We start from the raw sequence: 23,137 nt of genomic DNA, 5'->3' as shown, positions 1-23,137 counted from the left end.
TAAACCCAATCTGATCTGTAGGAAGTGTTATGATTCCATCCCAGCTTCACTCTCTTCGTAATGGCTCGTATCCCCATGCAGCAGGATTTCCGGCACACCATCCGTAAAATCAACCCTGCATAAGCAGGTCGGATAAATGTAAGGCAGATCCCAGAGCTTAGGCAACGCTCTGCCCTCAAAATAGGCCATTAACAGCTTAATCACTACTGTATGTGTGACGATAAGAATGGTCTCACCCTGATGGGCAATGAGAATTTCCTGAAGCTTGCCCAGCGCCCGTGCCTGCACCTCTGCGAAGGTCTCACTACCCTCCACTTTAAACTGCTCAGGGTCTTGCCAGAAATTGCGATGCTGCTCCGAATACTCGCTCTCCAGCTCAGTAGAATCACGGCCTTCCCATACCCCCATGCCAATCTCTTTGAACGCCTCAGAGGTCTTAAGCGGAGTACTCCGCTCTCCTCGAATAATTTCAGCTGTGCGCAGCGCCCTTGGGCTGGGGCTTGCATAGATGACATCCAGCTGTTCAGTGTGCATCCCCCGGCTCAGCCATTCAGCCTGTTGTACACCAAGCGCTGTTAGTTCAGAATCCATATGTCCCTGCATCCGATGCTGCACGTTCCATTCCGTCTGACCATGCCGGGTTAAAAATATCGTTGTTGTACTCATGCCAGCTTCTCCTTCCGTTTCCCCTATCCAATGAGGTTTTACTTCCTGTTCTGTTCCATCCAGTTCACTGCATAATCAACGATTTCCCGTTGCGGAATCAATTGAGCGGTTGCGGAAGCAACCTGTCCATATGTAATAAGTCCCGTCTCTTGTCCAAACTGATCTGCCAGCTGAACGAAATCGTCAGAATCCCAATCCAGCTCCTTAAATTCCACCCACTGCCTAACTCCATCCACCATAATGGGCGCCCCGCCAAGGGTTTCCTTCTTGCCAGCATAAGATGCGCGGCATTCGGCAAGATGCAGGGAAGTATTATTAAGATTGCCAACACCCAGCAACAGTACATGTCCGCCCAAATCGTAAATACGAGCCAGCGGAGAATCTTCCCCCAGACCCGTTTCAAGCGAATGACCATACATAATTTCGTCTCTATGCTTGCCCCAAGCGGCAAACGAATGAATCGGATGGTCACTGCGTTTTACTCCTTTTTGTTTACGGAAGCAGTCCGGAATAACCCCCATTCCTCTAAGCTGGGTCAGGTCTGGATCATAAGCCGGCATCTGCTCGCGGATACTCTGCCACCACGCCTCCGGCACCGGTGGGTTGCTCCAGCCTGCGGGATCAGTCAGGTCACTGGAATGTGTGGGCATTACCAGCGTGCCAGATTCTCCGAGGACCTCCTCCAATGCCAAAATAACAGCGACCGGGCCCCCGGCTACCCATTGGCCTAACGATTTAAAAGAAGAATGCAATAAAATCGTCATGCCCGCCTTAACGCCCAGTCGACGAAAATCCGCTGCTAATGTCTGAACCGTAATCAAATTGCCTTGTATTTCTTCCACCCTTCATTCCTCCAATGAATCTTCTCAAATCCATTATATAGGAGGGCCGCTTCTAAATGCATCTTCAATAGCCTCAACACTCTTCGGATACTATTTTCGCTCTATAATCACCTGGGGAAATCCCTTCCAGCTCTTTAAAAACACGGGCAAATTGTTTACTGTTCTCGAAGCCTACCTCTTCTGAGACTGTTGCGAGTTTACTGCAGCCTTTTGCCAATAGCTCTTTAGCATGACGGATGCGGACCTTTTTTAAATAAATAACAAAATTCTCACCGGTATATGCCTTAAAGGCTTCGCTAAAATAAGAATAATTCAAGGATACATGATTGCTGACCATAGCCATATTCAGTGGACGGGCGTAGTTGGCTTCAATATAGCTCAGTGCCTCTTCCATATCCGCATGCTCGGTATGCGCGGACCTTACACCTACAATGTATTCATTCACACTCAAGAGTAAGTTCTCCAGCGCACGATAATATTCGTGGAAATGACGATAGTTGTACATATTGCCTACCGTGCGATACAGCTTCAATACCTCTACCGAGGCTTCGCCATGTACCCGAAATACTTCATCCAACACCAGTTCGTTTACATTCTGTCCCACGGACTCCAGATAAGCTAGGTCCAGTTCCTTCAAATGCTCAGTTTGAAAAATCACAGATAGAAGATGCTTCATCTCCTTCTCGCGTTCTGTTCCCAGCATATTGAGCAGCTTGCGAAGCTCTTCCTTAGGTAACGGAAAGTTAGACCGTCCCTGACCAACATCCCCATAATCCAACAAACTCACTTGCGGATATAAAAAAGTATATTGCAGTGCCCGGCATGCTTCCTTATAACAGGAACGGAGGTCCTCAAGACTTCCTCCTTCGCTGCTAATCCCAATCGATAATCCCTTTATTTCCTTAGCTTCAGCTTGTCTGGACAGCTCTATAAAATCCTGTTTTCTGCTCCCGATCAAGACTAATTTGCCATCCCAATCCGTTGTGATTTCCGAGAAAAACTTTTCAAGCGGTCCGATCAATCGTTCCGCCAGTCCTTGAACATCCCCCGACTTCATTCTTGTTCCGTCATTGTAATAGTAATTCAACACACCAACTGTAAAAGGTGCTTGCAGATCACTTAGCCACTCTTGCTGCTCACGCTCCAGCGGAACCTCCTGCTGCATTAGCAGTCCCCGTAAACGACTGGACCGCAGTTCCCTGCGGAAGTGTTCCGTTTCCTGTTCCAGCTGCCTTGCGCTGAGATCCTGTTCTTCCTGTTCCTTATCGATATTCTTCAAAATTTCGAACAACTCATCTCGGCGAATCGGCTTCAGCAAGTAATCCTTTACGCGATAACGAATCGCGCTTTTGGCATATTCGAAATCATCATAACCGCTTAAGATGAGCACTGCTGGGCTTTTCTCACCACTTGTTAGCTTAGATATCTGCTCCAACAGTGTAATTCCATCCATCACTGGCATACGTATATCTGTAATAATAATATCTGCACCTTCGGTCTTAAATATCTCGAAACCCTCTGCGCCATTACTCGCCATTGTGATGGTATACACGGACGGAAATTCTCTTTCTATCATAGTCTTGAGACCGTAACGGATATTCTTTTCATCATCAATGATCAGTAGCTTCTTCATAGTTGTTTTTCTCCTGTCAAAAGAACTTTCGGCAAGGTCAGACGTACCATCGTCCAACTCCCTGCTTCACTCTGTACTACAAGCCCATATTCATCACCATAAAAGATTTGCAGTCGCTGATGTACATTTCTCAGTCCAATACCACCTGTTCGGCGGTCAACATCCCTCTGTTCTGAAGCACTCTCACAGCGCTCATCTTTCGCATAAATCGCCTCGTTCAAAGCAACCAAACGCTCTGGAGTTAAGCCGATGCCATTATCACGAAGCTCTATGCAAATATCACCTTCCGTTTCCGAAATATGAATATGAATGTTCGGGTCCTGTAAATTCTCTTTCTCGTCGCACCAAGCATGCTTAACACTGTTCTCTACAATAGGCTGCAGTGACATTTTCAGCACCTCCAGCTCCAAATATCGAGGTTCAATATGAAGCACTAACTTAACCGGATATTCAAAACGAATATTCATCACTTCAATGTAATTTTCAATGTGGCGGACTTCATCCCGCAGCTTCACATACTCTCCGGACCATTTAAAATTATAGCGCATCATCCCACCCAGCGAGGTCAGTGCGTCCGAGATCGTTCGCTGGTTCTCAATTTCAGCCAGCATTTTTATATTTTCCAGCGTATTATATAAAAAATGTGCGTCAATCTGGTTATGCAGCGTACGCAGTTCAGCCTCTTTAGACAACGCCTGCTTGCTCACTGCCTGAGCCACCAACGTATTGATGGTGTTCATCAGCTTGGAGAAATGATGGGCAAGCTCCCCGACTTCCCCTCCACCACGAATCATTATTCCAGTGTACGCTTCACCTCTACGCACTTTTTTCATCGTTTCGGTCAATCTACGCAGATTTTTTAGAATAAAGGCATTTGTCACATAAGCGATCAGCGTTAGTAAAGTAATAAAACCAACATTGGCTCCAATGATTAAGTTGCGCGTGCGGGAGATATCCTTCATCACTCCTTCCATTGACACTACATTTAACAAATAAGCATCAATTCGTTCTAGCGGAGTGTTAATTAACAAAAACGATTTACCATTCTCCGAGTAATTACTGTCCCATTCGCCAGTTTCCCGGAACTGCTTATACCGTTCTGCAATCATATCAGCCATCTCTAGATTATCCTGCAAAAAAGAATTGTCCGGCCTGGTGAAAAGCTGCAGCTCACTATCCACAAGAAACATCTGGGTCTGATTATCCCGTACATCTGTATACGTCTTGGGTGTAAATCGACTAAGCAGCATATCCACCTGCACCATGCCGATATGATTGTCTGCTGGCCGACTCTTCTCACGCAGCAAAGAAACCTTTGGCAGACTCTCCGTCGGTGCTCCCAAGTATCTCTGCATCAAATCCGGATCATTTTTCTGAAAAGACCAGTATTCCTGCCCCTTCAATTGAAGCGCTTTCTGAAACCATGGGGTGGAAGAAACCCGCTCTTCGCGAAAGATAATCGGCCAAATTTCATGCACCTTATTACTTCTCGAATACAGCCGTAAATGCTCAATATTCGGATTATTAAATTGAATACGAGTCATATTCACATAAGCATTTGTATTAAAATCAACCAAATCTACTAGCTGCGGTTCGGTTTCATTCGCTAAGAATTTTTCTACTTCGGCATCAGAATAAGCCATTTGCGCCGCCCGTTCCATCGCTTCGATCTGATTATGAATATGCAGCTTCTCCATTTGCGACAAATAATCATTTTTCTCGACGGCATCGCGGAGATAGGTATTATTAATGGCTTTATAGGAGTAGACAGAAACCAGCATACACGGGCCTAAAACAATAAAAACATAAGCTGCAATTAAACGGCTCTGAAGTGATCTTCGCCCCCACCAATAACTAAAAGAATGCCATAATGCTCTGGTTCGATCTCGCCTATTCACTTTATACACTTCTGTCCTGTCCACCTCGCTAAAATAGTGAATATTCAAATACTTAATATCTATTCCTTATTATAATTCGAAAATAACCCAAAAGCCCGCAGTTAGCGGGCATTTTGGGTCATGCTTTTTATTTTATGGACAGCTTCACTTTATTCTCTTCATATTTCTTTTGTTGGTAGGCATCAAATACATCTTCGCCTTCCTTCTTTCTCTTCTCTAAATACTCATTCCAAATCTTATCGAATTCCGCATCGGAGGAAGCCATGAGCAATTTCGGCATAGTTTTACCGCGCAGCTGTTTCAGCTTCGAAGCGATGATACCTTCAGGAGAGTTTCCTGTTGGTTCGATTTGTTGGAACTCCGAGGAGCCTATGGATTTACCTCTAGTCCAATCTTCCAATTGCTTAAATGGTTCTACCGATTTAGGAGCCCATTGGTCTGTGATATTCGTATTTTGCAGCATCCAGAATGTAAAGGAAGATCCGATTTGCTTATCAAACGTCGAACGGTCTTTATTCATCAAATCAAACACTTCTGGTTTAAATTGATCTTTTCCATCAATCGTATCGTAGCTGACACCTTTTTCGCCTAAGAACAAGTCTTTGTTGCCTTCTTCACTGTTCAAGTAGCTGAGGAAGCGGATAGCACGTGCTTTATCCTTAACATCTTTGGAGATCAGTGTTACCGTCCAACCGGAGATACCAGGGCCATCAAGGGTTGGTTTATCCAAGTTCGTATTGGAAGGTCCGTCAACAGCGATATACGTTTTAGTTGGATCCTGTTGGTAAATCGTTCCTAGTTGTGCTGCAAAGTCTGTACGTTGATACAGCATTGCGAAATAACGGCCTTGGGCAATTTTTTCTTCCATTTGTGGGCGTTTGTCGATAAAGATATCTTTAGCCAGCAGACCGTCTTGATTCGCTTGACGAAGTGCCTTCATCCAGCGGATATATTCAGGATCGGTTTCACGAGCATATACCTTGCCATCTTTTTCTCTTGGGATTGCCAAGAAGTTCTGCAGGTAACCTTCCAAAGAATCGTTACCGTTCTCGGTAAATTCATGCAAACCAAGTGGAATAAGCGGCTGTCCATTTACGTCAGGGAATTTCTCTTTCGCTAATTTAAGCGCATTCAAGAAACCTTCTGGTGTGCGCATATCTGGACTTCCAATAGCTTCATACATATCCTTGCGGACAGCGAATACTTGGTTGGATACGTAATTTTCTCCATATTTCTCATAGTCGGCAGGAGAGGAAGAAGAGTTAGGATAGCCATACACATTGCCGTCTTCTTGTGTATACCAGCCCAGCTTATCAGCATCGGATACTTTAAAGAAGTACGGATCATATTCATCAGCAAGTTTGTTCAATGGAAGAACAAGTTCACCTTCGACCATTTTCTTAATCGCATCTTCCCAGAAGCCCAAAGTGATGAAATCAGGCAATTTACCGGATGCAATCAGCGTGTTAAGCTTCTCATTCTCGTTACCAGCCGGAACGATGAAATTAATATCAACTCCGGTCTTCTTAGTTACATATTGGGAGGTTGGGTCCACGCCCCATTTATTAGGGAACCATGAGAAGTTCAGGTACCAGTCAAATGTAATAGGTGAAGTATCAATCTTCCATCCCGGTTCATCTGCTGATAATGCAGCAGCAGTCGGTTCAGCACTTGCCTCCGTATTAGTAGCTTTAGCGCTGTTAGCATTACCTTCGGCATTCTTGCCAGCATTATTCCCGCTGGAGCAGCCTGCGGCTGACAATGACATCATTATTGCGAGAAGCAGAACTCCCATTGCTTTTGGCTTACGTTTCATGCCCATGCTTGTTTACCCCTTTTCTATGAATGTTAATTATAAGCTCAACCCCAGTGCCTACAGCTGTAGGCAACCGGAGGAGTTATCACTGCTAGACATCAGCCCTTAATGGAGCCGATCATCATCCCTTTAACAAAATAACGCTGCAGGAACGGATACACGAATACTATCGGCAGTGTGGTCACTACCATCGTCGCCAGCTTAATGGACTGTGACGTTACGCTTCTCGTAACGCTGCTGCCTTGTACAGCGACCATCATTTGACTAGAGCTCGATTGTGCGACGACCCGGAACAAATACGTCTGAATCGGCTGTAGATCAGTATTATTGATATAGATCATACCCGTGAAGTAATCATTCCACTGATACACGCCATGGAACAGCGCAATGGTAGCAATTACAGGCATGGATACTGGAAGTACGATTCTTAGAAAGATGGACCAATCATTAGCACCGTCAATCCGTGCCGCTTCTTCCAGCCCATCGGGAATCTCCCGGAAGAAGGTCATGAAGATAATAAGATCAAAGAAGCTAAACATAACCGGAATAATATAGACTAGGAAATTCTCCAATAGGTGAAGGTCCTTCATCAGCAGGAAGGTAGGAATGAGTCCCCCGCCAAAAAAGAGAGTCACTGTACCCATCAGCATGTAGAACTTACCACCAATGAGGTTTTTTCTGGAGAATGCATAAGCTACCATCGCTGTGAAAAATACATGCAGTACAGTACCCAAAAGTGTTTTGGCGACAGTAACCCACATCGCCTGCATGATGCCGGGGCTGGCAAACACGGCCTCGAAATTCTCAAAGCTGAACATCCGCGGCCACCAGTAGATTCCTCCCCGCATGGCGTCATTACCGTTATTGAAGGCGTTAACCAATACGTACCAGATCGGGTAAAGCGTTATGAAGCAGATACATAACATGATGAGGTTATTGATGATATCGAACAGGGCCTCGCCCTTCGTTTTACGCTTAAGTGCAAACATATATGGTCCTCCTTATCCTAGAACAACGATGTATCGTTGATTTTTTTAGATACTTGGTTGGCAATCAGCAGCAAGATTAGAGCGATAACCGATTTTAACAATCCAACTGCAGTTGAGTAAGAGAAGCGGCCTGAGAGAATCCCTGTATAGTACACATAGTAATCAATTACATTACTTGCACTATCATTCAGTGAGTTGCGCAGGACCAGAATCTGATCAAAGTTGGAGTTCAGCACTCCGCTGACCGCGAGAATGAAGAGAATGCTGATTGTCGATTTAATCGCCGGCAAGGTAACATACCACATCTTCTGAAATCTGCCCGCGCCGTCGATTGTCGCCGCCTCGTACATTTCAGGAGATACACCGGAAATTGCTGCTAAATAGATAATCGCTGACCATCCAAGTTCTTTCCAGATATCAGAGGAGATAATAATTGTCCAGAAGTAACCAGGCTCAGCCAAGTATGTAATTGGCTGATCAATCAGATGAAGCGCTAGCAAAATGTTATTGATAATTCCTACATCAGCAAGCCATGTAGCCAAAATCCCTCCGAGTACCACCCATGAGAGAAAGTGGGGCAAATACGAAATCGTCTGTATGGTCTTCTTGAATTTCATTGAACGAACTTCATTCAGAAATAGAGCAAATATTATTGGCAATGGAAATCCGATAATTAGCTTAAACAAGCTGATGCCGAGCGTATTTTTAATTACATTCGAGAGATTGTCATCATCCATGAACTCTTTGAAATGTGTAAGTCCCACCCATGGGGCTTCTGCAATCGTTTTAACGATGTTGTAATCTTTAAAAGCAATGATAATTCCATACATGGGAATGTAGTTAAAGATTATCATCCACGCAATGCCGAGTAGAGCCATTGTCTGCAAATGGCGCTGGGCAATGAACCTCTTCCAAAGCGGGCTCCGATTTACTTTACCGGTTTCGAAATTGCCAGGAATTAACGGCTTCATCGCTGAGCTTACTTCCATGCTTTTTTTGTTCTCCATCCTTTGGACCTCCAGGCTCTATATCTGTATTTAATCTAAAGCGCTTACAATGTTTATGTATCCATTGTATTTGCTTTTGCCTGTCTCCGTAAGGCTTTGAATTTCGGATTATAGGTACCATTTTTCGGATTGAGTGAAAATTTAAGGGCGAGCCGCAGCTCGCCCCTCTATTTTTATGCTAATACTGCTTGAATTTGCACGATTTCTCCACGCCGCAGAGCCTCTGCCTCTGCACCGCGCACGAACGCTCCAGATATTTTAGTCACAGTTCCATTGCGGTATACAAGCATCAAAGATTGAATGCTAACCTTCTTCTCGCCAAAGGTATTTTCACGTTTTGGATTAGAATAGATTACCTCCGTATTCCCTAGGAAAGTGAAAGACAGTTTGCCCTCTTCATCAAACAGCCATCCTGGCAATACCGGATCGAGAGACAGCGTAAGCGCTCCATCCTCCATTCTGAAAACATGGCTTCCAGCCATCATTGTTCTCCACATGCTTAAGAATTCCGCGGTCGATCCACTAAGTCTCGCTACGAACCCCCTACCATGGTTATTTGGATCAGGATTGCCTCCAGTTGCGATAAATGATGAATTCTCCAGTGTACTGCGTCCATAAACAGCAGGATCAAGGAATGGCACCAGCGACGTCTTCAGCTCGCCGTAGAATTCCTCATACAGCCCGCCCTTCAGCAGCTCAAGCAAATACTTATAGGACATGTGCAGGAAGTTAGACTCCCGTTCTAGCCAGCCTGGTGTGAAGGCTCTCATCCGTCCGATTTCATGCGATTCACCATCTAGACTAACAGAGGTCTGATACATAGATGTTGCCTGATCATACAGCTCTGTTTGCTTAATCAGATTATAGATTTCTTTTGCCTGCACCGGATTCTTCATCGTCTTCAACCAGCGGGTAGGTCCTTCAAGGAAATAAGGCAAGGCATAAGCCTTAAACTCCTCTACCACAGCCTTTGGCAATCCGTATCCGCTAATGACTGGCTGACCCTCAGCATCTGTTACCTGATGGAATTTCTCCGCTTCAAAACGGAAATAGGTTGGGGTAAGTCCATTGCCCATTTCTACCGCCTTGTTGATCCCCTCATCAATTTTAACCAGGAACTTGGAAAGGGCTTCGCGGATGTGTTCCAAGGTTACTTCAGTTTCAGCACCAGTAATTCCAAACCGGATACTTGCTCTATAAGCTTCACGGGCTGAAGCTACTGTATCCCAATAGTTGAATTGTTCCACTTCTCCTGCTAGGACAGCAGTTACCGCGTGATATACCGCTTCAAGCAGCTCCGCGATTTCTTCTGGCAGCTTTACAGCTCCCTGTACATTCTCAGCACCGTTCAGCACATCCAGCAATAAGACTACAGTACGCTTCAGCTCAAAAGTCTCACTCATTCCGGAGCCAAACAATCCCGGCAGACCGTTCATAGCATCGTTCCAGCCCGGCTTGTTGCCTTCCATCTCCACACCCATGCCGTAAGGGTCAAGCGTAGCAAATTTATTCAAAGCAAGAGACAACATCTTCACGAACAGATTGGTGTGGTAAATAGCACCTTGCCCACCTTTGGTACGCAGCCAATGGGTATCTCCAGCTTTCCATTTCAGCTTATGCAGCTTCTCCTCATCCTCAAGGAGGGCGCCATATTGCCGGGCTTTTCCGTCACTAATTACATACTTCTCACTACGGGGCAGCACATATGCTGGGCTGTCATAGAACGCATAAGTACTATCCCCAAATAAAAGCTCCTGCTTCTTGTCAGGGAAAATATCCAAATAACCTACTACGAGATCCAAATTATATGTCCAGTGATCAGACCAGAAGCCTTCGCCAAAAGCAGCCTCAATGTTTTGCTGTGAAAGAGCCAGCAGACCCGACAGAAACTCCTGCTCACTAACCTTCAGCGTAACGTTTTGATCCGCAATGTAATTGATCAGGCTGCCTGGGGTGAACCGGCTGTTGCATAGCTTAACAAGCTCAGCTTGATGATCCGCAGCCGCTTCTCCGATCCATTCCGCAGCCTTCGCTTTGCTGTCTGGCTTCACTTCAAAGGTTGTTCCTTGAACACTTAGTGGATTGTAGCCATCTGCTTGAATCAAGCTATAGAACATTTTGATGTTGAAGCTGCCCACCTTCGGATTAAAAAACACATCGTTCCGGCGGTTCTGATTCATGTCACGGAAGTTACCGTTCCCCTGTGAATAATATTCTGGGGCAAGTGAGAAGAAGTTATAGTCGCGCTCCAAATCGCCATGCTTGCGGGAATATAAATGAACTACTAAGCCATCTCCGCCATTGTCAAAAATAAAAGGATAGCCTCCGCGCAGGAAGTTATCGAGATAGGACTGACGGCAATAAGCATCAAACACAGCCGATGAAGTGTGCGTGGCAATGTCTTCTGTTAATTGCTCTGTCAGACCTGCGGCTTCCTTGGATTTGGACAGGATATATTCATCCCGGCATAACTGCTCCGCCTTTTTATTGATTTTGTCGATGTCATTTACATGCCCAACCAAAGTATTCAGGGTCAAGCTGCTGCCGGGTGCCAAACGTCTAGCCACACCACTGAAGCCGCAAGGAACCTTATTGACTGGATATTGTGGAAGCTCACTCAGCTCCGAAAGCGTTAATTCCGCAAAACGGTCTGGGTAAGTAAGAGAGATATTGCCGCCGAAAATAAGTTCGAAATCAACGATTGGCGCGACTTTTTCTCCTTCTCCAGTAAACGACAGATAGAAATGTCCATTTGTGATTTCGCTAACCTGTGCACTATCATTGGTGCTGGAACGCAGCTTATAGAACGGAATACCGTTCTCCAGATTGTATACGTCCATCCAGCTGCGCAGCAGGTTACCAATCTCCTTGTAGCCGCTGTTTTCTACTCCGTAAGGTAAAATCTCAGGCAGACCATCCATCAGCTCCAGCTCAATCTCTTTGCCACCGATATTCTCAATCTCCACCCGACGTACCAACGCGGCATAATCGTCATTAGGCAGATTAAAATAGTGTACAGTCGTCTTCAGCCCATGCCCGGCATGGCTTTCTTCAAGGGTCAGTCCGTTAGGCAAAATGGTCATGATCCGCTTGGCGGCAGGATCTGGACGTGCCGATTGAAATGGCTCATAAATCTCTTGCTCGCCTTTTATTTTAATAAAGGTTCGGAATCCGGTGGTTCCTACGTCTTTATAAGAGATATTTGCTGGAGAGAATTCCATGATTGGCGAGTTCTTGTCGCGTACCCCAAAGCTGCAAATCGCTTGCCCCCGGTTTACATAAAAAGTCCACATTGGAATTCCCTTAAGACCTGCAAGACCTGGCAGGAAACTAGAGAAAGGCTTTCCTGTATCAAACTGCTCCATTACAAAGTTACCTGATTGGAAATAATAATTACTCACGTTAATGTCCTCCTAAACTGTTACTTATTTATGAAATCAGATGCGTTACGATAGAATGAGGGGATAGCTCGCAGTTGGCAATCTCTTCGCCAAGCCCCAGGGTTACTGCGCGAACTTCTTCGCTCTCATTCATCAATATGACAGCAATGCTGCCGTCCGGATTACGGAATGCTGTGGATAGGATTCCTTCCGCTTCAGAAGTAAAGCCAATCCGTACCGCACCTGGCGCGATAAATTTACTGAAATGCCCGATATAATAATAAGAGCTGTTATAGTGCAATTCGTCTGTTGTTGTATCTGCAATAATTGGGGCATCACAGAGATTCCCTACATGATTGGGCCCGCCGGTCTCATCCAGTACCAGGTTCCAGTCCAGGTACCCTTCTGTCCATGCATTGAGATCCCCAATCATATTTCTGCCGTAACGTTCACCTGTAAACCATTCGCCAAGCTTGACGCCGCCCTCTTGACAGCCCTCAGTGAACAATAGATGTTTGTCAGGAAATAGATCATGTACCTTTTCTACCTTGTCGAACTCCTCACCACCATACCAGTGGATGCCTGTACCCCACACATATTGTGCAGCTTCAGGATCAGACAATACGACCGAAGCACGTTCGACCATAATATCGCGGTTATGATCCCAGATGACAATGTTCACATCGGAATGGCCTGCCTGCTGCATCACTGGACCGAGATGATTTTTAACAAAATCGCGTTCCTCTTCCGCACTATAAATACAAGAATCCCAGACTTGAACAGCAGCCGGCTCATTTTGCACAGAAACCGCCCAAATAGGTACGCCTTCCTTCCCATAAGCTTCGATAAATTTGGTATAATAGCGTGCCCAAACTTCAGCGTATTCTGGCTTGAGTGATCCTCCATTATTCATTTCACCATTTGTTTTCATCCATGCCGGAGGGCTCCAAGGAGACGCCAACATCGTGAACGGCCCGCCTTTTACCTGCATTGCATCCTTAATCAGCGGAAGCACCCACTTATGATCATGAGAGATATCAAAGGTAGCCAGCTCCGTATCATGATCAGCGACATAAGTATAATTTCCAAGAGCAAAGTCACAGCTATGGATATGAACACGACCCATGTTATAGCCTAACCCCTCTACCGGATGAAAATAGCGGTGAATAACCTCTGCCCGTTTCTCAGGACTGAGCCGTGACAACGTATAGGCCGCAGCTTCTGTGAAAGCGCCGCCAAATCCGATCATCTTTTGGAACTCCTGCTCTGGCCTAAGCTCTACATCGGCAGATCCAGAATCTACTCTTGTGCTAAAAACAATTGCCTCTTTCGGAGTTAAGCGTTCCCCTGTATCTTTTGCAGTTACTACAGTTTGAACTTTTGCCATTTCATCCATCTCCTCTAATTGTTTTGTTACTAACAACAAGCACTGCCTTTACTGGATCACCATCCGATGTTAGGGTTCGGAGCGATGGGCCACTGAAACGTTTGAGAAAATTCAAGGAAGCCCTCGGTAAATTTTGATTTCATCTCAATTCGAAACCTATAATCGAAACCGGTTTCGATTATAACGAAAAAAAATGATCTAACGAGAGCAGGTAAAAAGCGGCATAACAATATGCCCATTATAGCCCTATTCCTCTGAATACGCTGTAGCAAATACCGCATAGAAAAAATTCAAGCTATGATGTCCTCTACTTTATCAGGACTCTTTTCTCTACGTCAAGATTTATCCTGTGGATAGCAGCCCGCTCTCTGTAGTTATGGAATTTGATACAGCCCTAATTCCCGCTAGCCGGAGGTGCACAGGATTCCCGTTCGATCACTTCTACCGGAACTAAAACCGCTTCCTTATCCAACTGTTTCCCTTCAATCGATGCTAAAAGAATGTCCGCTGCCCGGCTTCCTAAAAGTGCCGTATCCTGACGAATGGTTGTCAATGCAGGTGTAACATACTCAGCTAGATCAATATCATCGTATCCCACAACTGAAAGGTCCAGCGGGACGGAAAGTCCACTATCTTTTGCTGCCATAATAGCCCCTAAAGCTAACATGTCACCCGAAGCAAAAACAGCGGTTGGCCGATCAGGTAGCTTAAGAAGCTCCAGCATCGCGTTATAACCACTTTCACGAGAATAAAAAGCTCCATTCACAACATAGGACTCCGGCACTTCAAGCCCCTGCCGCTTCATAGCGTTCTTATACCCTAACTCCCGAGTTTTACCGGGAAAAGTGTTCATCCCCCCGGAAATATGAGCAATCTTGCGATGACCCAAAGAAACTAAATACTCTATCGCAAGCTGAGCTCCAGCCGTATTATCCGAACATACCGTATGCGACTGGTTAGTCTCAAAATCCAGAATCACAGTAGGAATATCACTCTCTAGCAGCTCACGGAAATAGGGGTCCTCGTAATCAGACAAGAAAACGACAACACCATCTACACCACGGATTCGGCAATTCTCCAAATACCCACTTTGTTTACCCCCAACATCCTTGGAAATAAACATGAGGGCATACCCCTTATCCACAGCAACCTTCTTAAAGCTCTCGATCACAGCGCTAAAAAAGGGATGGCGAATACCAAATCCCGTATTCTCTACAAATAATACACCGATGGTCCATGATTTCTTAGTAGTCAGTGTACGGGCATGGGAATTCGGCAAATATCCCATTTCTTGGGCAACCCGGAAAATTTCCTGGCGAGTCTTCTCCCGTACATCGGAATAATTATTAAACGCCTTGGATACCGTTGTAGGAGAGTAACCGGTTCTTTTGGCAATATCGTATATAGTTGTCAATCCGGTTCACTCCTTGCCCAGACTAATGAAATACCTTCTGTTCACTGCAATTTTAACGTCTTTCGGTACCGCCGTCCAGCAAAAAGTAACTTTGTACGGAAGGAAGCAGCGTAACAGCTTGGATCAAAAGCCCTAGACTCATATAGACCAGATGTATGATTACCACACTGTCGAGCATATACGTCTGTACCATAATCCAAATAATTAGACCAAAGCCGATATATAGGGACAATGCCCAGAAGCTATATAATTTCTTAAAGGGATTCAAAGTATTCACCCAATGCCATTCTGGTCTCTTGATCAACCCATATAACACGAGCATGGGCAGGATACCAAATACGATGAATAGCAAAATACCCGGAATTAAAAAATCTGAAAATGGCGATCTTTCCAGCATAGATGTGGGTATGTGTATCAGATCACCACTAGGATCTATGACCATTGACCCGCCTCCTGCTAACGCTCCAACCCCCAAAAATATATGAAAAATATAAAGCAATGTTACCGTAAACGGCCTTCTTTTGGTTGGCTTCATTTCAGTACCCCTTCCCATGTTTAAAAAGTAGAGCATTCCTTACAGCTCTTTTCGATTTTACATGTTTTTCCTGAATGTCACCAAGACAGATATCACACAAAAAGCCGTATTTAAGCTTTTTTTGAGTGCGATGTGAACGATTGTATTTTACGCTATACTAAGATTAGAACGAAATGTTAACCCTGCCGACTGAATCTAATAAATAAAATACATTGGATCCTAAAAAACAAGGAGACAGGACGGGCGCTAAGTTGCGCTGAACCTAACATATCTATGAACGATACCCATCTTTTATCCACCAAACAATGTACCTATTGCCAGCAACAGAAGCCGCTCTCTGAATTTCGTAAACGTACCGGCAAACGTTCCAAAGGTCAGTCTCGCCGTGGCGCTTGTCGGGAGTGCCGCAATCAACGACAAAACATAGATCTCACTCTTGCAGCAGGTCCCATTCCAGTACAAACTGATACCATTCAATCCCCTTCTTTGGCTGTCAAGGAACGCTCCAAACAAGGAAAGCCTACGGTTGCTTCTTCACCGCAATCCAACCCAAATCAGCGCATACAGGGCTTGGAACAACGAAGGAAACATTCTCATTCTCAAGGCGCGAAACTGAGTCCCGAAGATCCAACGCAATTGATTCCCTCTGCCAAAGGGAAAATTCTAATGCGTGGCCACAGTGATAAAGGACGGCGCTGGCATCAGGAAATTGACTACGAGCTTGCAGTTACTCTAGTCAGAGAACATGCCGCTATCGTAGTGAATCGCCGAACCATCCGCCGGATTTACAGCAATAAGGATTTCCGTGCTTATATATTGACCAGAGACAACTATACTTGCTACTTCTGTGGCTCCTATGGAGACACTATAGATCACTTGCTCCCCCGTGCTAAAGGTGGCCATACTACTCCGGATAATTGCGTTTGCGCTTGTACGTTATGTAATCAGACCAAAGCCGATCAGTCCGTTGAGGATTTTATGAGCAGATAAAAAAGAAAAGCGCCCCAATCTCTGTTGATTAGGGGCGCTTTTTTATAAAAATCAAAGGTAAAGTTTATTGTTGTTAGTTAGCAACAATATTCTTAACTCGTCCTACCTGTCCACTGGTTAAACGCACCTTGATGCCATGCGGATGTCGAGGTGAGTTCGTGAGAATATCCTTTACCGTTCCATGTGTTAGCTTACCCGTCGGCTGATCCTGCTTAAGCACAATATCCACTTCAAGCCCAGGACGAATATCGGCTCTTACCTGTCCGTTCATGATGTAATCCCCTTTCAATGGGTTATAATGTTGTCAACTATACTACATAAGGAGGAGACGTAATGGCCTTTGGCATCAACAGAGAAGAATTAACCCGCTGGAAAAAGGCTGTCTCCGCAGGAGAGATCGCTTTCTTAACCCATTACTGGCTAGACCCGCGTTTTCCCGGCATGACTACTGTCACCAAGGTCGGCTGTAGTGACCTGACCAGACTAACATATTGGTGTGAGGAAAATGGACTGCCGGCTAAATATATTCATAATCGTTCGCCATTCCCCCACTTTGACCTTTTGGGACCCAAACAAGCAGAAATCCTTCGGAAGGAAGGATTATGGGAACAGTTGGAACGTTTCAAAATGCTCTAAAATCACTTCTTTTTACGTAAATCCTGCATGATCTTGCGGCCGGTAGGTGTCTGTGCTAATCCGCCACCTGCGGTCTCGCGGTGTTTTTCTGGCATAGCTGAGCCTACCTCAAGCATGACCTTGATTACTTCATCTGAAGGAATCACGCTACGTACGCCAGCCAGTGCCATATCGGCGGCGGCGAGCGCGGTCACTGCACCGAATCCGTTTCTAACGATACAAGGAATCTCTACAAGTCCTCCCACCGGATCACAAATCAGTCCTAAGGTGTTCTTAAGCGCCAGTCCAACAGCATGCACTGCTTGTGCAGGCGTTCCTCCACGCAGTTCGGTTAAAGCTCCTGCCGCCATCCCGATGGCCGACCCGACCTCCGCCTGACAGCCACCCTCTGCACCAGATACAAACGAATTGTTGGCAATGACATAACCGATCGCTCCTGCAGCGAACAAACCGGTAACCATATAGTCATCATCCCAGCCAAACCGTTCCTGGCAGCTGAGAAATACACCCGGAATAATTCCGCATGAACCTGCGGTAGGTGTAGCAATTATGCGGCCCATTGAGGCATTAACCTCGGACACAGCCAAGGCATAGGCCATTGCTTGACCAGCGGGTCCACCTAGGCATGGTTCATCTGCTGCGTTATAGGCTCCTACACGCTGGGCATCCATTCCCGTAAGACCGCTGCGCGAAGTGGTATCTTCATGCATCCCACGATGAACAGCCTCTTTCATCACCCCATAATATTCACGCATAGTGGCAAATTCCTGTTCACTGGAACGTCCCGATTCCGCGCTTTGCTCTTCAAGCATAAGGGCTCCAATGGTGAGGCCACGTTCCTCACATAATACAGCCAGTTGGCTAAGTGTTTGAAAATTCATGTTAAGCTTTCCTTCCCCTTCTCATCTTGCTTACCCTCGTTTAAATTAACCAATTTCACCGATTTCACCGCAGTGAGCGCTTTAAGCGCTTCAATAAGCTCTGGAGTAGCAGCTTCATCCAGCTCCAGCACCGTTAAGGCTGCACCGCTGCGATTCTTCCGATCCAGAGACATATGCCCTATATTAAATTGTCCGTTACGCATCACTTCTGTAACACTCGCCAAAACACCTAAATAATCCATATGATGAATCAATACCGTCGGATACATTCCCGTAAGCTTTACTCCAAAACCATCCACATCGACGATCTCAATGTTTCCACCACCGATGGATGTCCCCGTTAAAGTCAGCTCACTTCCTGTCTCTTGTCCGATAAGATGCAGTTTAACTGTGTTAGGATGAGGAAACAATCCCGTTCCTTGCTCAAAAGATACGTCCATCCCAGCTTCAGCCGCTAACTCCAGAGAGTCGGGTAACCGATGATCATCGGTAGCGTAATCCAAAAGTCCTCCGACAATAGCCCTGTCTGTGCCATGGCCCTGATAAGTAGCTGCAAAAGAACCAAAAAACGTCACTTCTGCCACACGCGGCACTTCACCCAGCACCTGCCTTGCAGCCCTTCCGATCCGTGCCGCACCGGCTGTATGCGAGCTTGAAGGCCCGACCATGGCCGGACCAATAATTGAAAACACATCTTTAAAACGCATAAAAGACCTCCTGCCTGCAAAATAGGCAATTATCAAACTCATATATAGTATACTGCACTGGCAGTCGGAGTTCACCGTTACATTTGCTGTGATATATCCACTTCTAATCTAATGATATTTTACTTAGATAGTATTTTCATTTCGCATATTTGTATCACAAGATATCCTGGGAGTATAACATAATTCCACCTCTATACTGCCAGCCTATCCCTTCCCAGAATCCTCTTCCTTGTTCATTGGTTCCAATCACCATCAGATGACATTTTGCGATACCAGCTGTATGTAAATTACCGAGGCAACGCTTTACAAGCTCACGCCCGATGCCCATGCCTCGGCAGTCATTACTAACTGCAACATGATACATATAACCTCTTCGCCCATCATGTCCACACAATGCAGTTCCTACAATCCGGCCGTCTTCATTCTCGCAGATCTGGCTGAAGCCAGCATTACGCTCCAGATAACGCGTAATCTCCAGTCTCGAATCCGCTTCACTAAGTCCCATTCCCTCTGTATTTTCCCATAGCTGGTGGGCAGCTTCATAATCATCCGCAATCATCTCTCGATAATTCATGTCTATCCCCTCGCTTGTATAGAATGACAAAAAGCATAAAGAGCACTCCGCGGAAGCTTTTCCAGCATCAGCAGCGCTTCATAAGGGTCGCCTTCCAAGCCCAGCACTTGCGCGAAGGCAGGTTCGGTCTTCCACCCGTTTGTTTTCATTGTAATGATCTGCTGGCGAAAATCATTATCCAGCTGAGCTAGAATTTCCGCTTCAATGATCATATGTAAGTAACCATTCTGCAGAGCTGTGGGTCGCGGCTGCCCAAACAGTTCTATAGGCCAGCCACCGGCCATAAAGTTAATTTTCGTTCGTGGGACCCCATCAACCACACGCGATACACTAGTAAACTCATCCATGGTTCCGAAATATCGACTAACAATGTCCGTAAACTTTACGGAATCATGCACCTCACAAATAATATCCAGATCGCTGCCCTTCACCTGAATACCAAGCGGCACTGTGCCAACCAGCACCGGGTTATAGTCGGCCAGCAAACTCATAATATTTAATTTTCTTAACAGGGTATAGACCTCTTTTTGCACTGGAGTTCCACGATTCAGATACTCTATGTTTCGCCAATCATTCATCTCTGACAAACGCTCCCTCGAACTAGGTTATAAACACAGGCAGGACCGGATAACAGCGCACGCTTTTCTAGGCGCATGCATAGAAATATACGGAAGATAGAAGGCAAGGAGGAGTGTATGTAAAAATGAACCCCACCTACCCCTATTATGGGGAACAAACGATATGTAAGGAACAGCCTATTGCTTTTCCCCCACAGCACCAAGACCGTCAGCCTGGTCTAGAGAGTCTAATGAATCCTCGCCCCATCAGTGAAAATCCGGAGATCACCGGCAGCGGAAAGCTAAAAGGAAAAATTGCGCTCATCACCGGAGGCGACAGCGGAATTGGTAAAGCGGCGGCCATTGCTTTTGCAAAGGAAGGCGCAGATGTCGCTATAGCTTATTTATACGAAGCTTCAGATGCAGAGGTCACTCAGCGGCGAATTGAAGAATTAGGGCAACGTTGTTTGCGGATCGAAGTTGATTTACGCCATAAGGAAAACTGCTTCAAGGCTGTGGAGCATACCCTTCGCACTTTTGGCAAGCTGGACATCCTCGTCAACAATCATGGCGTCCAGTATCCGCAAAAAAGTATTCTGGATATCACGGAAGCACAGCTCTACCAAACGTTTCAGACGAATATATTTCCATTCTTTTACCTGACACAAGCCGCACTTCCACATCTAAAAAAAGGTGCAGCCATCATCAACACTGCTTCCATTACTGCCTATCAAGGAAATAAAGAGCTTATAGATTATTCCTCAACTAAAGGCGCGATCGTCTCCTTTACCCGCTCTTTAGCCTTATCACTCTTAGACTCTGGCATTCGTGTCAATAGCGTAGCTCCCGGACCTGTATGGACACCACTAATTCCCTCCAGCTACTCTGCAGATGAGGTTAGTGTATTTGGGACGGATACACCCTTTAAACGTGCCGCACAGCCATATGAGTTAGCAGGAGCCTATCTTTATTTAGCGGGACCGGATTCTTCGTATGTTACCGGGACATGTATTCATGTCAATGGTGGAGACATGGTCACCAGCTGATGCATTACACCACGAGAGGAATGTATATCAAATGAATAAGATAAATGATTATGATATCTCTTCTGTCCGCCTAAGCAGTGGCATGTACGCATTAACCAAATTAGCCTGCGCAGGGCTAACTTACGTCCTTATTACCTTACTTATGCTTGGATTTCCACAATCCGATGGAATTCCTGAAGGCTGGCCACTATCGATTCCTTATGCCATTTATGCTTATGGATTGCCTGCGGCGTTAGTAGCAGATGTACTGCTGCGTATTCTGCGCTCCAAATCCCCTATCCTGCCCCTTGCTGTATATGTCGTCACAGGTTTTGGTGCAGGTCTATGGCTGGCAGCGGAACAAGGTGCAGAGTATCTGCTATGGGGTCTGGGTGGAGTCCTTGGACTACTCCTTCTCAGAGTGACCCAGCTTGGTGTAGAAAGGTTTCCTCTGTTGCTGCCAGTATTCGCCCTATTTCTGCCACTGCTCTGCTTACTGCTGTCATAAGCCTTATTAGGGATACTCAAAGCGCTTCAATGATATCTCCGGCAATAATAGCCGCCGGATTATTCCGCTGACGGGCTGCTCCCTCTCCTGCTAATCCGTGCAGGTATACCCCAAAAGCTGCTGCCTGCGTAGCATGAAGTCCCTGAGCCAGCAGGCTGGAAATCATGCCCGTTAGCACATCACCAGCTCCACCAGTGCCCATGCCGGGATGGCCTGTGGTATTTACATAAGCTTGCCGTTCAGGAGTTGCTATCACGGTATGTGCTCCTTTTAACACAAGTGTAACCCCATGCTCCTTGGCATAGTCCATAGCCAGACCGATTCGGTCACGTTGGACCTCAGCCGTAGTTAGGTTAGCCAGGCGAGCCATTTCGCCTGGGTGAGGTGTCAGAATTACAGAATGACGGCGCCGCGCCCAAATCTTATAATCGGAGTCAGCCAGAATATTTAAAGCATCCGCATCGATAACCAGCGGGCAATCACTGCCTTCCCAAAGACTGCGAAGCCAATCTGTATCACCTGGGAACCGTCCAAGACCTGGTCCCACAGCGATTGCATCTCGCTCTTCGCTTAACTTCAGTAGCTCGGACGCGGTCTCAGCCTTCCAGTTTCCCTCTTCACTGCCACCTACATCAGCCAGCATGAGTTCAGGAACAACACCGATGACGGAAGGTAACAGCTTCTTAGGAAGCGCCCACGTCACCAGTCCGCAGCCCGTGCGCAGCGCAGCACGGGCTGCCAGTAGTCCGGCGCCGCTCATCCGTAAGGTGCCGGCAGCAAGGAGTACATGCCCATAAGTTCCCTTATGGCCTTCTGGCGACCGCCGCCGGGCCAGATCGACCCCCAGATGGGCATGCAGCACTTCCGGTGTCAGCAGGTGAACCTGCACACCGCTGTTAAGAGCCAGAGCAGTCGGAATGCCGATGGCCCGTACCTTGACATGCCCCGCTGCGCCTGCACCGGGGTATTGCAGGAGGCCTCGCTTGAGAAACGCGAGGCATACCGTCACTGACGCATGAATGCAAGGCTCATGCGTCTCTCCTGTGTCCGCGTTCAGACCACTGGGGATGTCCGCGGACACAATGACCTTGCCGCTGCTGTTCGCTGCGGCAATCAGCTCCGCATAGGCGCCGCGCGGGGCTCCCGCGCCGCCGGTGCCGAGCAGCGCATCCAGGATGCCGCTGCACTCGGCAAGGTCCAGCCGATCCCTGCCGTATACTACGGCAGGCAGGCCCATGGCTGCAGCGGCATCGCGCTGCAGGGCGGCCTCGCCGGAGAGCGACTCCGGCGGCACCGCATAGACGAGCGTGACGGCGATGCCGGTCTCGCGAAGGTACCGTGCGGCGGAGAGGCCATCGCCGCCGTTGTTGCCTTTGCCGACGAGGATGAACCATCGCTCGGCTGCGGCAGAGGCAAGCGTCAGCGCATGATCTGCGCTGACCTTAAATGCCTTGCCTGGGTCACCCAGCGCGGCCTGCTTTAGCCCGGCATCGTTCCCTTTAGCTGCATTCCTGCAGCCTGCCCCGCCTCTCTCCCGGCAAAGCGCGATGATCTCCTCTGCGATAACTCTTCCCGCATTCTCCATCAGCGCAATCGCTGGAATCCCCAGCTGCTGGATCGTTTCGCTGTCCAGCTGCCTCATTTGCTCAGCAGTTACCAGATACATGATTTTGCCCCTTTCCGCTATCTACC

Annotated in this window: 21 protein-coding genes; 4 read left to right on the top strand and 17 right to left on the bottom strand. The window is 46.7% G+C overall.

Annotation, left to right across the window (positions count from 1 at the left end; translation table 11 throughout):
- Positions 1-27: 27 nt before the first annotated feature.
- From NST58_RS02810 to NST58_RS02760, 11 genes are all read right to left on the bottom strand, one after another.
- Positions 28-666 carry a histidine phosphatase family protein gene (locus NST58_RS02810; protein WP_076302339.1) on the bottom strand — a complete coding sequence of 213 codons (639 nt, stop codon included), beginning with the start codon at positions 664-666 and terminating at the stop codon, positions 28-30.
- Positions 667-704: 38 nt separating this feature from the next.
- Positions 705-1,508 carry an AAC(3) family N-acetyltransferase gene (locus NST58_RS02805; protein WP_339246117.1) on the bottom strand — a complete coding sequence of 268 codons (804 nt, stop codon included), beginning with the start codon at positions 1,506-1,508 and terminating at the stop codon, positions 705-707.
- 73 nt (positions 1,509-1,581) lie between these two features.
- Positions 1,582-3,141, bottom strand: coding sequence for a response regulator (locus NST58_RS02800; RefSeq protein WP_076310028.1), 1,560 nt, complete (start codon positions 3,139-3,141; stop codon positions 1,582-1,584).
- Positions 3,138-5,048 carry a sensor histidine kinase gene (locus NST58_RS02795; RefSeq protein ID WP_081387132.1) on the bottom strand — a complete coding sequence of 637 codons (1,911 nt, stop codon included), beginning with the start codon at positions 5,046-5,048 and terminating at the stop codon, positions 3,138-3,140. The genes NST58_RS02800 and NST58_RS02795 overlap by 4 nt, the downstream gene beginning before the upstream one ends.
- Positions 5,049-5,166: 118 nt before the next feature.
- A complete protein-coding gene (locus tag NST58_RS02790; RefSeq protein WP_036682600.1) occupies positions 5,167-6,861 on the bottom strand; it encodes an extracellular solute-binding protein in 1,695 nt (564 codons plus the stop codon).
- A gap of 92 nt (positions 6,862-6,953) precedes the next feature.
- Positions 6,954-7,844: a carbohydrate ABC transporter permease gene (locus tag NST58_RS02785; RefSeq protein WP_036682603.1), complete on the bottom strand. Its 891-nt coding sequence runs from the start codon at positions 7,842-7,844 to the stop codon at positions 6,954-6,956.
- Positions 7,845-7,861: 17 nt separating this feature from the next.
- Positions 7,862-8,815, bottom strand: coding sequence for an ABC transporter permease subunit (locus NST58_RS02780; RefSeq protein ID WP_051491255.1), 954 nt, complete (start codon positions 8,813-8,815; stop codon positions 7,862-7,864).
- Between the two features lie 209 nt (positions 8,816-9,024).
- Positions 9,025-12,252, bottom strand: a complete 3,228-nt coding sequence (locus tag NST58_RS02775) for a cellobiose phosphorylase (protein WP_339246113.1) — start codon at positions 12,250-12,252, stop codon at positions 9,025-9,027.
- 28 nt (positions 12,253-12,280) lie between these two features.
- Complete coding sequence (locus NST58_RS02770; protein ID WP_339246111.1) at positions 12,281-13,618, bottom strand: glycoside hydrolase family 30 protein; 1,338 nt, start codon at positions 13,616-13,618, stop codon at positions 12,281-12,283.
- A 394-nt stretch (positions 13,619-14,012) separates the two neighbouring features.
- Positions 14,013-15,032: a LacI family DNA-binding transcriptional regulator gene (locus NST58_RS02765; protein ID WP_339246109.1), complete on the bottom strand. Its 1,020-nt coding sequence runs from the start codon at positions 15,030-15,032 to the stop codon at positions 14,013-14,015.
- Positions 15,033-15,084: 52 nt separating this feature from the next.
- Positions 15,085-15,474 carry a hypothetical protein gene (locus tag NST58_RS02760; protein WP_249267764.1) on the bottom strand — a complete coding sequence of 130 codons (390 nt, stop codon included), beginning with the start codon at positions 15,472-15,474 and terminating at the stop codon, positions 15,085-15,087.
- 366 nt (positions 15,475-15,840) lie between these two features.
- Here NST58_RS02760 and NST58_RS02755 point away from each other — a divergent pair, with 366 nt between their 5' ends.
- Complete coding sequence (locus tag NST58_RS02755; protein WP_076276010.1) at positions 15,841-16,557, top strand: HNH endonuclease signature motif containing protein; 717 nt, start codon at positions 15,841-15,843, stop codon at positions 16,555-16,557.
- Between the two features lie 73 nt (positions 16,558-16,630).
- Here NST58_RS02755 and NST58_RS02750 read toward each other — a convergent pair whose 3' ends face one another.
- Complete coding sequence (locus NST58_RS02750; protein ID WP_036682616.1) at positions 16,631-16,828, bottom strand: YwbE family protein; 198 nt, start codon at positions 16,826-16,828, stop codon at positions 16,631-16,633.
- A gap of 62 nt (positions 16,829-16,890) precedes the next feature.
- Between NST58_RS02750 and NST58_RS02745 the strand changes: the two genes are divergently transcribed.
- Positions 16,891-17,193: a hypothetical protein gene (locus tag NST58_RS02745; RefSeq protein WP_076124555.1), complete on the top strand. Its 303-nt coding sequence runs from the start codon at positions 16,891-16,893 to the stop codon at positions 17,191-17,193.
- 2 nt (positions 17,194-17,195) lie between these two features.
- Here NST58_RS02745 and sdaAA read toward each other — a convergent pair whose 3' ends face one another.
- The 4 genes from sdaAA to NST58_RS02725 form a co-directional block, all read right to left on the bottom strand.
- The gene (gene sdaAA / locus NST58_RS02740; protein ID WP_076124557.1) at positions 17,196-18,074 is read right to left on the bottom strand and encodes an L-serine ammonia-lyase, iron-sulfur-dependent, subunit alpha; all 879 of its coding nucleotides are present in this window, start codon (positions 18,072-18,074) and stop codon (positions 17,196-17,198) included.
- Entirely contained in the window at positions 18,071-18,781 is a 711-nt protein-coding gene (gene sdaAB, locus NST58_RS02735; RefSeq protein WP_076124558.1) for an L-serine ammonia-lyase, iron-sulfur-dependent subunit beta, read from the bottom strand. Before sdaAB ends, sdaAA begins: the two co-directional genes overlap by 4 nt.
- 154 nt (positions 18,782-18,935) lie before the next feature.
- Complete coding sequence (locus NST58_RS02730; protein WP_076124560.1) at positions 18,936-19,355, bottom strand: GNAT family N-acetyltransferase; 420 nt, start codon at positions 19,353-19,355, stop codon at positions 18,936-18,938.
- 2 nt (positions 19,356-19,357) lie between these two features.
- The gene (locus NST58_RS02725; RefSeq protein ID WP_076124562.1) at positions 19,358-19,933 is read right to left on the bottom strand and encodes a DUF4269 domain-containing protein; all 576 of its coding nucleotides are present in this window, start codon (positions 19,931-19,933) and stop codon (positions 19,358-19,360) included.
- Positions 19,934-20,058: 125 nt separating this feature from the next.
- On the opposite strand from NST58_RS02725, the gene NST58_RS02720 reads away from it, so the two are divergent.
- The gene (locus tag NST58_RS02720) at positions 20,059-20,958 is read left to right on the top strand and encodes an SDR family oxidoreductase (protein WP_339246103.1); all 900 of its coding nucleotides are present in this window, start codon (positions 20,059-20,061) and stop codon (positions 20,956-20,958) included.
- A gap of 31 nt (positions 20,959-20,989) precedes the next feature.
- Positions 20,990-21,445, top strand: a complete 456-nt coding sequence (locus NST58_RS02715) for a hypothetical protein (RefSeq protein ID WP_076142073.1) — start codon at positions 20,990-20,992, stop codon at positions 21,443-21,445.
- A 16-nt stretch (positions 21,446-21,461) separates the two neighbouring features.
- Here NST58_RS02715 and NST58_RS02710 read toward each other — a convergent pair whose 3' ends face one another.
- On the bottom strand, positions 21,462-23,111 hold the full coding sequence (locus NST58_RS02710) for an NAD(P)H-hydrate dehydratase (protein ID WP_339246101.1): 1,650 nt from the start codon (positions 23,109-23,111) through the stop codon (positions 21,462-21,464).
- Positions 23,112-23,137: the final 26 nt, after the last annotated feature.

The sequence above is a fragment of the Paenibacillus sp. FSL R10-2796 genome (genome assembly GCF_037965315.1).
GTDB lineage: Bacteria > Bacillota > Bacilli > Paenibacillales > Paenibacillaceae > Paenibacillus_AQ > Paenibacillus_AQ odorifer.
Note: the sequence above shows the minus strand (reverse complement) of the source record. Positions and strands in the feature narration are given on the sequence as shown.

What these genes read in the sequence shown, in the direction of transcription:
- NST58_RS02810 (WP_076302339.1), bottom strand. Translation starts at nt 666, where the DNA reads ATGAGTACAACAACGATATTTTTAACCCGGCATGGTCAGACGGAATGG.
- NST58_RS02800 (WP_076310028.1), bottom strand. Translation starts at nt 3,141, where the DNA reads ATGAAGAAGCTACTGATCATTGATGATGAAAAGAATATCCGTTACGGT.
- NST58_RS02790 (WP_036682600.1), bottom strand. Translation starts at nt 6,861, where the DNA reads ATGGGCATGAAACGTAAGCCAAAAGCAATGGGAGTTCTGCTTCTCGCA.
- NST58_RS02785 (WP_036682603.1), bottom strand. Translation starts at nt 7,844, where the DNA reads ATGTTTGCACTTAAGCGTAAAACGAAGGGCGAGGCCCTGTTCGATATC.
- NST58_RS02780 (WP_051491255.1), bottom strand. Translation starts at nt 8,815, where the DNA reads ATGAAGCCGTTAATTCCTGGCAATTTCGAAACCGGTAAAGTAAATCGG.
- NST58_RS02770 (WP_339246111.1), bottom strand. Translation starts at nt 13,618, where the DNA reads ATGGCAAAAGTTCAAACTGTAGTAACTGCAAAAGATACAGGGGAACGC.
- NST58_RS02760 (WP_249267764.1), bottom strand. Translation starts at nt 15,474, where the DNA reads ATGGTCATAGATCCTAGTGGTGATCTGATACACATACCCACATCTATG.
- NST58_RS02755 (WP_076276010.1), top strand. Translation starts at nt 15,841, where the DNA reads ATGAACGATACCCATCTTTTATCCACCAAACAATGTACCTATTGCCAG.
- NST58_RS02750 (WP_036682616.1), bottom strand. Translation starts at nt 16,828, where the DNA reads ATGAACGGACAGGTAAGAGCCGATATTCGTCCTGGGCTTGAAGTGGAT.
- NST58_RS02745 (WP_076124555.1), top strand. Translation starts at nt 16,891, where the DNA reads ATGGCCTTTGGCATCAACAGAGAAGAATTAACCCGCTGGAAAAAGGCT.
- sdaAA (WP_076124557.1), bottom strand. Translation starts at nt 18,074, where the DNA reads ATGAATTTTCAAACACTTAGCCAACTGGCTGTATTATGTGAGGAACGT.
- sdaAB (WP_076124558.1), bottom strand. Translation starts at nt 18,781, where the DNA reads ATGCGTTTTAAAGATGTGTTTTCAATTATTGGTCCGGCCATGGTCGGG.
- NST58_RS02730 (WP_076124560.1), bottom strand. Translation starts at nt 19,355, where the DNA reads ATGAATTATCGAGAGATGATTGCGGATGATTATGAAGCTGCCCACCAG.
- NST58_RS02725 (WP_076124562.1), bottom strand. Translation starts at nt 19,933, where the DNA reads ATGAATGATTGGCGAAACATAGAGTATCTGAATCGTGGAACTCCAGTG.
- NST58_RS02720 (WP_339246103.1), top strand. Translation starts at nt 20,059, where the DNA reads ATGAACCCCACCTACCCCTATTATGGGGAACAAACGATATGTAAGGAA.
- NST58_RS02715 (WP_076142073.1), top strand. Translation starts at nt 20,990, where the DNA reads ATGAATAAGATAAATGATTATGATATCTCTTCTGTCCGCCTAAGCAGT.
- NST58_RS02710 (WP_339246101.1), bottom strand. Translation starts at nt 23,111, where the DNA reads ATGTATCTGGTAACTGCTGAGCAAATGAGGCAGCTGGACAGCGAAACG.